The following is a 14254-nucleotide window of genomic DNA, read 5'->3' as shown; positions in this document are numbered from 1 at the left end:
CTCTAACCTTCGTGTGGCACGGTATCGCCTCTCTCCTGCCGTCACTCATCGCTGCAAGTTTGTCTCCCCAAGAATCTGACCAGTCTGATGCGAATATCTGACCGATCGAATTTTGCAGAGCGACGGTCGTAAGCACAATAACGCTCACGAATGCTGGGCAATCAGGGCGGGATTTCGTTGGCATTTTATTTAAATAAATAGGATGACGAACGAATTATCCATATGGCGAAGCGATTCCACGAATCCTGATTGATCGTTGAGTGGTTTTCTTGTCAATGTGTTAACGAATTCGTCTGGCGTGTAGTGTGGATCGCGCCGCGTGGAAGGTGTCTTATGAAACAGGTCGATTCTGCTGGTATCGGGGGCAACGCCGCACGCGTGGGGCTGCACGCGGCAGCGTCCATGAAAAAGCCGAACTACGATATCTACCTGCGAAATCCGGACGAACTGCTGGCCTTGGCCCGCGTAAAGCGATTGAGCGCCCAGTGGACCGAAGTGGACGAGATCATCGATGTTGCACTCGGCAAGTTCCCGCAACACGTAGGCATTCTCGTTGAAGGGGCGCGCTGTGGGCTTCTCCGCGGCGACCTCTCCAGGGCGCATATGTGGTTTTCACGCGCATGGGATGTGGGTTCGCCGGAGCAGCCGTGGGTCGTCGAATGGATCGATGTCATGGTCCAGCTGGGGTATATCGATCTCGCTCTGCACGTCGCCAGCGGACATTGCCGAAGTGGATGCGTACGTGTCGAAAGCTGGTTCTGGCTCGGGTACGTCCTCCACCTCGAGGGGCGCGTACGCGAGGCGCTCGACGCCTATCACAGGTGCCACCGCACGCTGCCGCGTCGCCCGCTACTGCGCAACAACATGGCAGCTGCGTATCTGGAACTGGGGGAGTTTTCTCTCGCGCAGGACCTTCTCGAAGAGGCGCTCGCGGAAAATCCGGCAGACGCCGTAGCGTGGACGAATCTGGCCACGACGTTGCTCAAATGCGGCAAGCCAAGTCCTGCGCTCAATGTGGCTGAGCGCGCGCTCGAGCTTGCGCCTGACTATCCCGGCGCGCTGCAAACCCACTCGCATGTGCTCAAGGAAATGGGGCGTACCCGCGATGCCCTCGTGTCGATAGAGCGCGCGTATGCGCTGAAGGCCAACGATGCCTCGATCCAGTGGTCGCTCGCCACGCTGCAACTTGCGACTGGCGACTACGAGCGTGGTTGGGGCAATTACGAATCGCGCTGGCACGGCGCCAGGGAACTGCGTAACAAGGCCCCCGATCTGCCAGTTCCGTTCTGGAACGGCCAGAGCCTGGCGGGGAAAACGCTCTTTGTATGGAGCGAGCAGGGTTATGGCGACGTGCTGCAGTTCGTTCGCTTCATACGGCCTCTGGCGGAGCGTGCGCGACGCGAGGGCGGCAAGGTCATTTTTGCCACGTTTGATCCGCTTGTGGACTTGCTGTCGCGCTCGCTCGATGGGTACGTCGATGCAGTGCTGTCTTCGACGTCTCAGTTTCCCTCCGTCGCAAACTACCACGTATCGCTCGGCAGCGTTCCCGGGTTGCTAGGCATTGGGGGCGAAGATCTGATTCGTTTCGCTTCGCCCTATCTGAAAGCAGACGGGAACGAAGTCTCGCGTTGGAACGTGTCTCGCGTGGCCGGCGGCGAGGCTTTGAACGTGGGGTTGGTCTGGACTGAAAGCCTGGACCATCAGCGTAACGCGATGCTGGAAGTGAGTCCGCTGGAATACGCGAAGGCATTCACGGGTTTGAGCGGCGTGCGGTTCTTTAGTCTGCAAAAGGACGCCGAAGAGGATGTGCACAAGATGCAGGCGGCCGGCTTGTCGATTCAGGACGACACCGGGCAGCTTGCGAGCTTTGACGACACGGCAGCGTATGTAGCCGGGCTCGACCTTGTGATTACGGCGTCTACGTCGGTTGCCCATCTGGCGGGCGGGTTGGGCAAGCCCGTGTGGTTGTTGCTCGACACGAATCCGCATTGGGCATGGATGACCGGCAGGAGTGATAGCCCATGGTACCCGGCGACGCGGTTGTTTCGACAAGACACGTATGGCGTGTGGGCGCCGGCGTTGGTTGCTGTCAAAAGGGATCTGGAGGCGGCCGTTGAAGCAGGAAAGTCGATCCACCATCGCTGAAAATTCTACGAAGCAAAATAATTTCTTGATTCGGAGTCGAAATGAAAGGTGATTCGATAGGGTGCGATTATCGGATGTTGTTCGAAGAATTACGAAGAGCATGGGGCGGATGTCAGCGGATGGGGGAGTCTTTTGGTTTAACCGATTTTCCACTTGCGCCGTATGGTGAACCGTATTGTGCGGTTCATCGATCTGTAGTGGTGGTCTTGTGATCGCGCGCGAAGAGGTTGGGAGTGAAGATCCAGAGCACGCTGGATTCGCTTCCGATCGTGATTTGGTTGCCGGATTGACGGTGCACGAAATGCTTTTGGGCTTTGCTGGTTTAAGTCAGAAAGATCGGGACAATTTTCTCTCTTCGCTTAATGAATTTCTCGTGTGCTCGCCGCAACGCCGCCGAAAGGTTGTCGCGGCGTGGAGGGGGCTTTGTGACAGTCAGACGGACCTATGACAGAAAATGAGTGTGATGAAGGTCGGTAACACTCCATAGCCCAGTTCTCTAACCCGCCGCCCCCCGAAACCACCCACTCTCAACTCCTGCCGTCTCTTGAATTTCAGTCCAATCAGACATTGCGTTCTGACTGGTCAGATGTCTTGGCAGGATTGCGATCTTCATAATTTCTTCCGTTGGAACGTGAAAGAAATCCAGAAGGATGCGGGTGTTGATTTCGTTTCTCGGATACGTCTGAGGATATCAAAAGACGATAAATCGAACCGCTTTCATCGGGTTTGAGGGCGCTGTGTATTTTTATTTTTTGAATGTGATGGGTTAAATAAATTCTATTTTCACATTTGTTAAATTGATTTATATGGAAGTCAATTGGCGATGATTGTGGAAGTGGATTTTCATCTGAATATTCCGAATCGGAAGTCGCCTTTCTGAAAGCGGGATCGTTTTTTTTAAATAGTATCAGGATTGAATTCCTCATGAACAAGTCATATCGAACACTTTGGAATGAAACGTCACAGACGTGGGTTGCTGCCCCCGAAACTGCGACGGGTCGTAAGAAGAGCAAAACCAGTGCGGTTTTGTCGGAAGGCACCAGTGCAGCAGGAAAATCGGCTGGCGAGGCGGTCAACGGGATTGCCGTCTCGGGACTAGCAAAGGCGTGCAGTAAGTGCGGTTCAAGCAAAAAATTGGCATCGCTTGTCGCCACGAGTACGGCATTCATGGGACTCACTGGCGCAGGAGTTGCAGGATTGGTGTATGCGCCAAACGCCATGGCGGATAACTGGTCTTCCGTTTGTTCGGCCGACGGCACGGCTTATCAGACATACAGCGGTAATGGCTATGGCGCGGGCGGAATTGCGACACATGACTGTGCTGTGGGCGGCGGAAGAATTGTGAGCTGGGCCGGTGGTGAAACAACGGGTACTGGCGGTTACTGGACTGCCCTAAATGCGAACAACACGCAGCTTGTTGTGGACGGAGATTTAGGTAAGATTTTTTTCCGGGCGGGCGGCGCAGGCGGAAACGTTATGGCGATGTCGAACGCCAGCAATGGTGTGCTGCTGTCGGGTGTCGCCAACGGAGCGATAAACAGCACCAGCACTGACGCTGTCAATGGTCAGGAGCTGTATCAGGCTGCTCTGGGCGGCTTTTACCACTCGGTGAATGATGGCGATACTGGCATGGCCAACCAGCTGAACGACGGCGCCACGGCTCTGTACGCTCAGGCGGACGGCGTCGCAGCGAGCGCGACCGCGAGCCAGGCGGCTGCGATGGGTTACAACGCTACGGCGTCGGGCGCATCCTCGCTCGCGCTGGGCAGCGGTGCGCATGCGGTCAATGACAACGACGTTGCGCTGGGCTCGAACGCTACGACGTCTGCCGCGCAGGCTGTCACGAGCGCCGCCGTCGGCGGTACCACTTACACGGGCTTCGCGGGTACGAATCCGACCAGCGTGGTTAGCGTGGGCGCCGCAGGCGCCGAGCGCCAGATCACAAACGTGGCAGCGGGCCAGATCTCGGCCACCAGTACCGATGCTATCAACGGCTCGGAACTGTACGCGGTGGCTTCGACGTCCAACAGTTCGATCGCGTCGCTCTCGACGGGCGCAGCGTCGCTGTCGACCGGCATGAACACGTTCAACAGCAGTGTGGCCTCGCTTTCGACGGGCATGTACACGTTCGACAGCAGCATCTCCTCGCTGTCGACGGGTGTTGGTTCGATCTCGACGGGTCTGTCGACAACCGAAAATACGGTGGCGAACCTGTCGAGCAGCGTGAGCACGAACACGAGCGGTATCGCTTCGCTTTCGACGGGCATGGGCTCGATTTCCACGGGCCTGAGCACGGCTGAAAGCAATGTGGCGTCGGTGTCGACGGGCCTGTCGACGACGAATAGCACGGTGGCGAATCTTTCGAGCAGCGTGAGCACGAACACGAGCGGCATCGCTTCGCTGTCGACGGGAGTGGGCTCGATTTCCACGGGTCTGAGCACGGCTGAAAGCAATGTGGCGTCGGTGTCGACGGGTCTGTCGACGACGAATAGCACGGTGGCGAACCTGTCGAGCAGCGTGAGCACGAACACGAGCGGCATTGCCTCGCTGTCGACGGGCATGAGCACGACCAACAGCAACGTGGCATCGCTGTCGACGGGCGTGGGCTCGATCTCGACGGGTCTGAGCACGGCCGAAAGCAACGTGGCGTCGCTGTCCACCGGTGTGGGTTCGATCTCGACGGGCCTGTCGACGACGAACAGCACGGTGGCGAATCTTTCGAGCAGCGTGAGCACGAACACGAGCGGCATCGCCTCGCTGTCGACTGGAATGAGCACGACCAACAGCAACGTGGCGTCACTGTCGACGGGCGTGGACTCGATCTCGACGGGCCTGTCGACGACGAACAGCACGGTAGCGAATCTTTCGAGCAGCGTGAGCACGAACACGAGCGGCGTCGCCTCGCTGTCGAGCGGCATGAGCACGACCAATAGCAATGTGGCGTCGCTGTCCACGGGGTTGAGCACGACGCAAAGCGCGATCAGTGGCATCTCGAACGGTACGACCGGTCTCGTGCAGCAAGTCGGTGGCATTGACCCGAGCAACGGCAATGCGATTACCGTTGGCGCGAACACGGGTGGTTCCGTCGTGAATTTTGCCAACGCGAGCGGTCAGACCCGCACGTTGACTAATGTATCGCAGGGCGCAGTGACTGCGTCGAGCACCGACGCAGTCAACGGCTCGCAGCTCTACCAGACGAACCAGAATGTCTCGCAAAACGCAAACGACATCGCTGCGCTGACCACGCAGGTGAACAGTGGCGGCCTTGGCCTGGTGCAGCAGGATACGACCACTCAGAACCTGACGGTGGGCAAGAACACGAACGGTTCGACGGTGGATTTCACTGGCACTGCGGGTTCGCGTGTCCTCACAGGCGTTGCGCCGGGACAAATCAATGCGACGAGCACTGACGCAGTCAACGGTTCGCAGATGTACACGCTGTCGACTTCGACCTCCACGGGTATCGCATCGATGTCGACGGGTCTGTCGACGACGAACAGCACGGTAGCGAATCTCTCGAGCAGCGTGAGCACGAACACGAGCGGCATCGCTTCGCTGTCGACGGGCATGAGCACGACCAACAGCAACGTGGCCTCGCTGTCCACGGGTGTTGGTTCGATCTCGACGGGTCTGAGCACGGCCGAAAGCAATGTGGCGTCGATGTCGACGGGTCTGTCGACGACGAACAGCACGGTGGCGAATCTTTCGAGCAGCGTGAGCACGAACACGAGCGGTATCGCTTCGCTGTCGACGGGCATGAGCACGACCAACAGTAACGTGGCATCGTTGTCCACGGGCGTGGGTTCGATCTCGACGGGTCTGAGCACGGCCGAAAGCAATGTGGCGTCGATGTCGACGGGTCTGTCGACGACGGATAGCACGGTAGCGAATCTCTCGAGCAGCGTGAGCACGAATACGAGCGGTATCGCTTCGCTGTCGACGGGTATGAGCACGACCAACAGCAACGTGGCCTCGCTGTCGACGGGGGTGGGTTCGATCTCGACGGGTCTGAGCACGGCCGAAAGCAATGTGGCGTCGATGTCGACGGGCTTGTCGACGACGAACAGCACGGTGGCGAATCTGTCGAGCAGCGTGAGCACCAACACGAGCGGCATCGCTTCGCTGTCGACGGGTATGAGCACGACCAACAGCAACGTGGTATCGCTGTCCACGGGGTTGAGCACGACGCAGAGCACGATTAACGGTATGGCAAACGGTACGACCGGTCTCGTGCAGCAGTTCGGTGGAATCGATCCGAGCAACGGCAATGCGATCACGGTTGGCGCCAACACGGGTGGTTCCGTCGTGAACTTTGCCAACGCGAGCGGCCAGACCCGCACGTTGACTAATGTATCGCAGGGCGCAGTGAATGCGACGAGCACGGACGCAGTCAACGGTTCGCAGATGTACACGTTGTCGACGTCGACCTCATCGAGTATCGCTTCGATCTCGACCGGTCTTTCGACGACCGACAGCAATGTTGCCTCGTTGTCGACGGGCGTGGGTTCGATCTCGACGGGTCTGTCGACGACTGAAAGCAATGTGGCGTCGTTGTCCACGGGCCTGAGCACAACCGACAGCAATGTGGCGTCGATTTCGACCGGCCTTTCGACGACCGACAGCAATGTTGCCTCGTTGTCGACGGGCGTGGGTTCGATCTCGACGGGTCTGTCGACGACAGAAAGCAACGTGGCATCGTTGTCCACGGGCCTGAGCACGACCGACAGCAATGTTGCCTCGCTGTCGACGGGCGTGGGTTCGATCTCGACGGGGTTGTCGACGACTGAAAGCAACGTGGCATCGTTGTCCACGGGCCTGAGCACAACCGACAGCAATGTGGCGTCGATCTCGACGGGCCTTTCGACGACCGACAGTAATGTTGCCTCGCTGTCGACGGGTGTGGGTTCGATCTCGACGGGTCTGTCGACGACTGAAAGCAACGTGGCATCGTTGTCCACGGGCCTGAGCACGACCGATAGCAACGTCGCGTCGATCTCGACGGGCCTTTCGACGACCGACAGCAATGTTGCCTCGTTGTCGACGGGCGTGGGTTCGATCTCGACGGGTCTGTCGACGACTGAAAGCAATGTGGCATCGTTGTCCACGGGCCTGAGCACGACCGATAGCAACGTCGCGTCGATCTCGACGGGCCTTTCGACGACCGACAGCAATGTTGCCTCGCTGTCGACGGGTGTGGGTTCGATCTCTACGGGGCTGAGCACGACCGAAAGCAACGTGGCATCGTTGTCCACGGGCCTGAGCACGACCGACAGCAACGTCGCATCGATCTCGACCGGCCTTTCGACGACCGACAGTAATGTTGCTTCGCTGTCGACGGGCGTGGGTTCGATCTCGACGGGTCTGAGCACGACTGAAAGCAACGTGGCATCGTTGTCCACGGGCCTGAGCACGACCGACAGCAATGTCGCGTCGATCTCGACGGGTCTGTCGACGACAGACAGCAACGTGGCATCGTTGTCCACGGGTCTGAGCACGACCGACAGCAATGTCGCATCGATCTCGACGGGTCTGTCGACGACCGACAGCAACGTGGCGTCGCTGTCCACGGGCCTGAGCACGACCGACAGCAACGTCGCGTCGATCTCGACGGGCCTGTCGACGACAGACAGCAACGTGGCTTCGCTGTCGACGGGCGTGGATTCGATCTCGACGGGCCTTTCCACGACGAACAGCAATGTTGCCTCGCTGTCGACGGGGGTGGATTCGATCTCGACGGGTCTGAGCACGACTGAAAGCAACGTGGCATCGCTGTCCACTGGCTTGAGCACGACCGACAGCAACGTCGCGTCGATCTCGACGGGCCTTTCGACGACCGATAGCAACGTGGCTTCGCTGTCAACGGGCGTGGGCTCGATCTCGACGGGCCTTTCGACGACGAACAGCAATGTTGCCTCGCTGTCGACGGGCGTGGATTCGATCTCGACGGGTCTGTCGACGACAAATAGCAATGTTGCTTCGCTGTCGACGGGTCTTTCGACGACGGCCAGCGAGATCCAGCAGTCGCTCTCCACCGCTCTGAACGCGGGCCAGTCGCACTACGTCAGCATCAACGACGAAGGTACGCAGGAAGGCAATTACGCGAACGACGGTGCGACCGGGATCAACGCTGTGGCGATTGGCACGGGCGCAACGGCTGCCGGCAGTGCAGGTGTTGCACTCGGAAACGGGGCGAACGCAGCCGGTGCCAACAGCCTGGCGCTGGGTTCGATGGCGAGCGCAACGAATCCGGGCGATGTTGCACTGGGTGCAGGTTCGGTGACCGCAGCGGCAAACCCGACTGCAGGCATGACGATTGGCGGTCAGAGCTTCCAGTTCGCTGGGTCGACGCCGGTCGCCGTCGTGAGCGTGGGCGCCCCGGGCGCAACTCGCCAGATCACCAACGTCGCAGCCGGTCAGGTGAGCGAAACGAGCACGGACGCGATCAACGGTTCGGAGCTGTACGCCGCCACGCAGGCGATCAACAGTCTGTCGACCACTGTGTCGGTGGGACTCTCGACGACTGCAAGCAACCTCGCGTCGCTTTCGACTGGCCTCTCGTCCACCGACGGTAATGTCGCGTCGCTGTCGACGGGCGTGGATTCGATCTCGACGGGTCTGAGCACGACCGACAGCAACGTTGCCTCGCTTTCGACGAGTGTCAGCACCGGTGTTGGTTCAGGGGAAGTCAACAACTCCGAAGGCACGGGCAACGGTTCGACCGTAACGGGCGACGGCGCTGACGCCAGCGGCGACAACTCGACGGCAACGGGTGGCAACTCGACGGCCAGCGGTGACAACTCGACGGCAACGGGTGGCAACTCGACGGCGAGCGGTGACAACTCGACGGCAACGGGTGGCAACTCGACGGCGAGCGGTGACAACTCGACGGCAACGGGTGGCAACTCGAAGGCGAGCGGCGACAACTCGACGGCAAACGGCGGCAATGCCAACGCAAGCGGCGACAACTCGACGTCGCTCGGTGCGAACTCGACGGCATCGGGTAACGGCTCGTCGGCGGTCGGTTCCGGTTCGGTTGCGTCCGGCGACGGTTCTTCGACCTTCGGGCAGAACTCGACGGCATCGGGTACCAACTCGACCGCCATCGGTTCGAACTCGACCGCGTCGGGTAACAACTCGGTTGCATTGGGTGCGGGTTCGATCGCATCGGATCCGAACACGGTGTCCGTGGGCAGCCAGGGTAACGAGCGTCGCATCACGAACGTGGCGCCCGGTATCAACGGTACCGACGCGGCCAACATGAACCAGCTGTGGGGTGTCCAGTCCAGCGTCAACGACGTCGCTCGCAAGGCGTACTCCGGTGTGGCAGCCGCTACGGCGCTCGCCATGATCCCGGACGTCGATCCTGGCAAGACGATCGCCGTGGGTGTGGGCGGTGCTTCGTACCAGGGCTATGCAGCTTCGTCGATCGGGGTGTCGGTGCGTATCACCGAAAACCTGAAGGCGAAGGCCGGTGCAAGTATCAGCAGCTCGGGCAACGTGTACGGCGGCGGTATTTCGTACCAGTGGTAAGCCGGTACTTGCCTTAAAGGCGGCCGGGAAGAGCACGAAAGGTGCTTTTCCCGGCTTCATGCTTGATCAACCGAAGCGACGTCGCGAGTGCGGCGTCGCGGAAATGTAAACAACTCATGAAAAAAGCATTTGCAATACTGGCCACCCTAAGTACCTTCCTGGTACTCGCAGGGTGTGCTGCATCGTCTGGAATCACCTACTCGATTCGCGACGTGAAATTGGCCGATGGACAACCCGCCTGGCTGGTCTCCTGCGATGGCCTGATCGGCGGCGGCGAGATGTGCCGTCAGCATGCTGAAAGATTTTGTGCGGAACGAGCGAACGGCAATCACGCTCATCCCATTCAGGATGCGGGACCTCTCGGTCGCACAGCCGATGGCCAACCCAACACGCGCGTGATGCTCTTCCAGTGCGCGGTACCGCAAGCACCTGTCGCAGTCACTCGACCTGCGCCGGTTGAAGCGCCGGCTCCCGCACCGACTCTGCCGCCGGTTATCCTGCGGCGGGTGTCGCTCGCCGGCGATACGAGCTTCGAAACGGGCAGTTCGTCCTTGCGGCCGGCGGCGATCCAGAAGTTGGACCGTATCCTGGCGGACGCACACGGCGCGACCCTTAAGGTCGTGCATATCGACGGCTATACGGACTCTCGTGGCTCAGACGCGCTCAATATGCGGTTGTCGACGGATCGTGCACAGCGTGTTGCCCAGTATCTTCGCGAAAATGGCCTGCAAGCGCAGTCGTTCGTTGTGATCGGTCATGGTAAGGCCGAGCCGGTGGCGGACAACGTAACGGCGGAAGGTCGTGCCCAGAACCGTCGCGTTGAGATTAGCTCATCGGACCGCTAGGCATTGAGCCTCACATAACCTTTCGGCGTCTTCGTAACACAAGGCGCTGAAAGGGTCCTCGCGATCGCATCGGGTAAACCGGACGTGCACGGGAAACACAATGAGAGGTCAACAGTAGATAATCAAACGGGAACTTAAGGGTTCGGAGCGAAGTTAGCGGTTTGTTTGCTAACGAGCGCGCCACGGCGAAACTATGAAGCCACACTCCTCATCGGGCTGGATGACTGCGAACTGGCGATCAGGTGCCAATGCGCTGACGCCGGGAGAGGTGATTCGCGTGCGCGTGCTGCTTCGGGCACTCGAGTTTTCCATCTCGCCCAGTGCGGTCGTTCATACCGGCATCCCCGGCGTGCGTGTCATGCGACTGGTCGCGCTAATGGCAACCGGTGTGGCGCTGCAGGAGTCCCCGATCTGGTTACGCTGGATATCGGCGAGTTCTCCCTACCGCCGCATGCCACGAAGTTCGCCGTATGGCACGTGGCTTTGGACCAATGGAAACTGGTCGCTGGTGAAGGGGCTGCGAGCCGGGTTGGCGCTTCCTGCTTCGGCGTTTGATTCGTCGAGGCGCCGCCCGCAATACGCCAATGCCGGACACCGAAGAACTTCGAGGAGTGTGGTATTCGGTCTGGCTGTAGCTCTGGTGAGTGCTGTCGTGTTCGAGGCGGACCGGTGGATTCCCCCGGTGGCTCCGCACAAGGGTGGCTCGACGGTGACCCACCCGGGCATCGATCCTGATCATTGGGCGCCGACTTCGCAGGCTGGTGTCTTGACGCTTGGTGAACCCAATGCCTCGCACACCCAAGCGGCAGAAGCGGCGCAGCTATCCGCGTCTCAGAGTGAAAGCGCAACGGCTGCGGAGCAAGTGGGCTCGTCGACGCACAAAGAATCCCGTTCCCTTCATCGAGTCAGCGAGAAAAAACGGCCTGCACCGCACATATCGAAAACTCATGGGATCGCTCAAGCGCGGTCCCAGGTTCACAGGGCGGAGTTGCGCGACGATGACTTGCCCGAAGCGGCGGATTCAACTTCCAGCGAACTTGCTGCGCTTCGACAGGTGCAGGCATCGCGCGAACAGCAAAACCCTGTCATCTACAATGACTGGATGCAGCACATCACCCAGCGCAGGCTGACCGAGATTCCTGACCGGTTCGCTGGTAGCGGGCAATAAGTGCAGCAGCGCAATACGTTCCACGGTGGCGTGTAGTGCGTTCCTATCCAACCAGACCGAAAGCGACGTTACCATGCGAATCGGAATTACAGTGCTCACGCACGCATCTCAAAACATCTGGTCGAACGGACTGGGCCAGAATGTGATCTTCCTGGCGCAATTGCTGCAGCGCGTGCCGTTCGTTCGATCGGTCGTGCTGATCGACTGCGGCGACCAGGGCGCCATGCCGGCTCAGGTCGATCTCGAAGCGCTGGGCCTGCGCATTCTGTCTGCGCGCGATGCGACAGATGAGGTCGATGTCGTGATCGAAATGGCGGGTGCGCTCGACACGCAATGGCTCGATCTGATGCGTGCGCGGGGGCGCAAGGTGGTGTTCCATTGTTGCGGCCAGCCTTTTGTTTCGCTCGCTGAGAGCGCCGTTTTCAACAAGGCTTCGACCACATTGCGTCCCGATCGCTGCGACGAAGTCTGGTACTTGCCGAAGGATGCAACTCTTGCCCCCATGCTGCGCGCAATTCACCGCTGCGATACGCATGAGGTGCCTTTCATCTGGCATCCGTGCTTTCTCGAGGCACGGCGCCGCGAGGTGGCCGAGCTTGGTTACCACTACGGCTACGCCCCGCGTCAAGTTGCGGCGGACGGCGCGCGGGCCGGGTTGCGTGTCGCAATCTTCGAGCCGAATATTTCTGTTGTCAAAACATGCAGTATCCCTATGCTCGTTTGCGACGAGGCGTACCGCAGCAATCGCGATAGTGTTCAGACCATGCATGTCCTCAATACGCTTCATATGAAGGACCACCCGACCATGCTGCATCTGGCCAATTCGCTCGACATCGTGAAGCAGCACCGCGCCGTATTCCATGGGCGTCACGATATCGTGGGCTTCATGGTGCAAAACGCCGATGCGGTCGTTGCCCATCAGTGGGGAAATAACCAGAACTACAGCTATCTGGATGCGCTCTACGGCGATTACCCGCTCGTGCACAACTCGCCGTGGCTCAAGGGCGTAGGTTATTACTACCCGGATTTCGACGCCAGGGCGGGGGGCGTGCAACTGAGCCACGCCGCCCAACACCACGACGCCGAACTGGAGGATTACCGGGCACGCGCGCAGTCTCTGTTTCAGATGGTGGATCCGCTGGCTGACTCCAACATTGCGCAATATGCGTCGAGGCTCGAACATCTGTGCCGTGGGTCCTCGTTTTTTTCTTCTGATGGAGGCCGCGCATGACGACCGTACCTGCAACTCACTTGCCTCCGAATCGGGGCCTGCGCGTTGGCGTGTCGATATTCGTGCGCAAGGGGGGCGGCCAATCGATGTGGGAGAACGGCATCTTCCAGAACTGCCTGTTTCTGGTGATGCTGCTGATGCGCTCTCCGGTGGTATCCGAGACCTATCTCGTAGTGGGTGGATCGGACGCGACCCCGGAAAATGCGAAGGACTTTCTTTCCGGCGCGCCGGTGCCGATCATCGATATGAACGAAGCGGCCGCGAAGCTGGACGTGATGATCGAAATGAGCGCCCAGCTCGCAAAGGACTGGGTGGTGGCGTTCCGCGAACGAGGCGGCAAGATCGTTTCGATGCGCGTGGGTAACGACTACGTAATCGATATTGAACGGATGATCTTCGACAGGCCGCAGGGGTTGCTGATTACCGGAGCCCCGTATCATGAGATCTGGACCTTGCCCGAATACGAGGTGAGTTGCAAGCCGTACTTCGAATCGACCTTTCGCGCGCCGGTGCGTTTGATGCCGCATCTTTGGAGTCCGCTGGTGTTGGAGCGAGAGATGGCACGCCTGCGTCCGGGAGAGCGTTTCGAATATCAGCCCTGGAAACGCCGGTGGCGCGCCGGCATCTTCGAGCCCAACATTTGCATGGTGAAGACCAGCTTCATCCCCATGCTCGTCTGCGAAATGGCGCATCGGGAAAATGCGGACTTGCTGGATCACGTGAACGTTTACAACACGATTCATTTGAAGGATCATCCGGGCTTCCGGAACTTCGCACAGCATCTGGACATCGTGAAGCATGGCCTCGCGTCGTTTGAAGGGCGCTTCCCGTTCACGGAGATCATGACGCACGAAGTGGATGTGATCGTCAGTCACCACTGGGAGAACGCGCAGAACTACGTCTATTACGAAGCGCTCTATGGCGGCTTTCCGCTTATCCACAACTCGCATCTGATCGGCAACTGCGGTTATCGCTATCACGAGTTCGATTGCGAGGAAGGCGGGCGCGTCATGAATCAGGCTTTCGTCGAGCACGATCAGAACTTCGCCGCCTATCGCGCGACGGCCAACGCATTTCTGCGCACGCTCGACCCGGAGTCCGAAGAGAACGTGCGGACGTACAGCGAAGCGCTGGCTGCACTCTATACGAATTGAGCAGGCACCGCGAATAAGGACAATGGAGTGTCAGGCATGAATGCGTCGCAAGAAGGACTGACGATCGGCATCACGATCGGCCTGCACGCCGCGGGCGAAACCATGTGGAACAACGGCATCAAGCAGAATGCCGTCTACCTTGCGCTTGCGCTCGCCCAGTGTCCCGGTGTGGCCCGGGTCA

8 protein-coding genes and 1 pseudogene are annotated in these 14254 nt (G+C 59.5%); 8 read left to right on the top strand and 1 reads right to left on the bottom strand.

The window, feature by feature from the left end:
- Positions 1–333: 333 nt before the first annotated feature.
- On the top strand, positions 334–2145 hold the full coding sequence (locus tag U5760_RS16625; RefSeq protein ID WP_322013274.1) for a tetratricopeptide repeat protein: 1812 nt from the start codon (positions 334–336) through the stop codon (positions 2143–2145).
- Between the two features lie 560 nt (positions 2146–2705).
- Here U5760_RS16625 and U5760_RS31665 read toward each other — a convergent pair.
- Positions 2706–3071 (bottom strand): hypothetical protein, encoded by a 366-nt coding sequence (locus U5760_RS31665; protein WP_415914116.1) that lies wholly within the window; start codon positions 3069–3071, stop codon positions 2706–2708.
- Between U5760_RS31665 and U5760_RS16615 the strand changes: the two are divergent.
- The 7 genes and pseudogenes from U5760_RS16615 to U5760_RS16585 all read left to right on the top strand — a co-directional run.
- Positions 3070–6558 (top strand): annotated as a pseudogene (locus U5760_RS16615) (ESPR-type extended signal peptide-containing protein); the annotation flags it as partial. The gene U5760_RS31665 and the pseudogene U5760_RS16615 overlap by 2 nt on opposite strands.
- A gap of 1431 nt (positions 6559–7989) precedes the next feature.
- Positions 7990–9675 carry a YadA family autotransporter adhesin gene (locus tag U5760_RS16610; RefSeq protein WP_322013590.1) on the top strand — a complete coding sequence of 562 codons (1686 nt, stop codon included), beginning with the start codon at positions 7990–7992 and terminating at the stop codon, positions 9673–9675.
- A 116-nt stretch (positions 9676–9791) separates the two neighbouring features.
- On the top strand, positions 9792–10520 hold the full coding sequence (locus U5760_RS16605; RefSeq protein WP_322013272.1) for an OmpA family protein: 729 nt from the start codon (positions 9792–9794) through the stop codon (positions 10518–10520).
- A 193-nt stretch (positions 10521–10713) separates the two neighbouring features.
- On the top strand, positions 10714–11688 hold the full coding sequence (locus U5760_RS16600; protein ID WP_322013271.1) for a hypothetical protein: 975 nt from the start codon (positions 10714–10716) through the stop codon (positions 11686–11688).
- Between the two features lie 73 nt (positions 11689–11761).
- Positions 11762–12919: a DUF2827 domain-containing protein gene (locus U5760_RS16595; RefSeq protein WP_322013270.1), complete on the top strand. Its 1158-nt coding sequence runs from the start codon at positions 11762–11764 to the stop codon at positions 12917–12919.
- On the top strand, positions 12916–14073 hold the full coding sequence (locus tag U5760_RS16590; protein ID WP_322013268.1) for a DUF2827 domain-containing protein: 1158 nt from the start codon (positions 12916–12918) through the stop codon (positions 14071–14073). The genes U5760_RS16595 and U5760_RS16590 overlap by 4 nt, the downstream gene beginning before the upstream one ends.
- A gap of 36 nt (positions 14074–14109) precedes the next feature.
- On the top strand, positions 14110–14254 hold a 145-nt coding region (locus U5760_RS16585; protein WP_322013589.1), incomplete at its 3' end, for a DUF2827 family protein.

The sequence above is a fragment of the Paraburkholderia sp. J12 genome (genome assembly GCF_905220215.1).
Lineage (GTDB): Bacteria > Pseudomonadota > Gammaproteobacteria > Burkholderiales > Burkholderiaceae > Paraburkholderia.
Note: the sequence above shows the minus strand (reverse complement) of the source record. Positions and strands in the feature narration are given on the sequence as shown.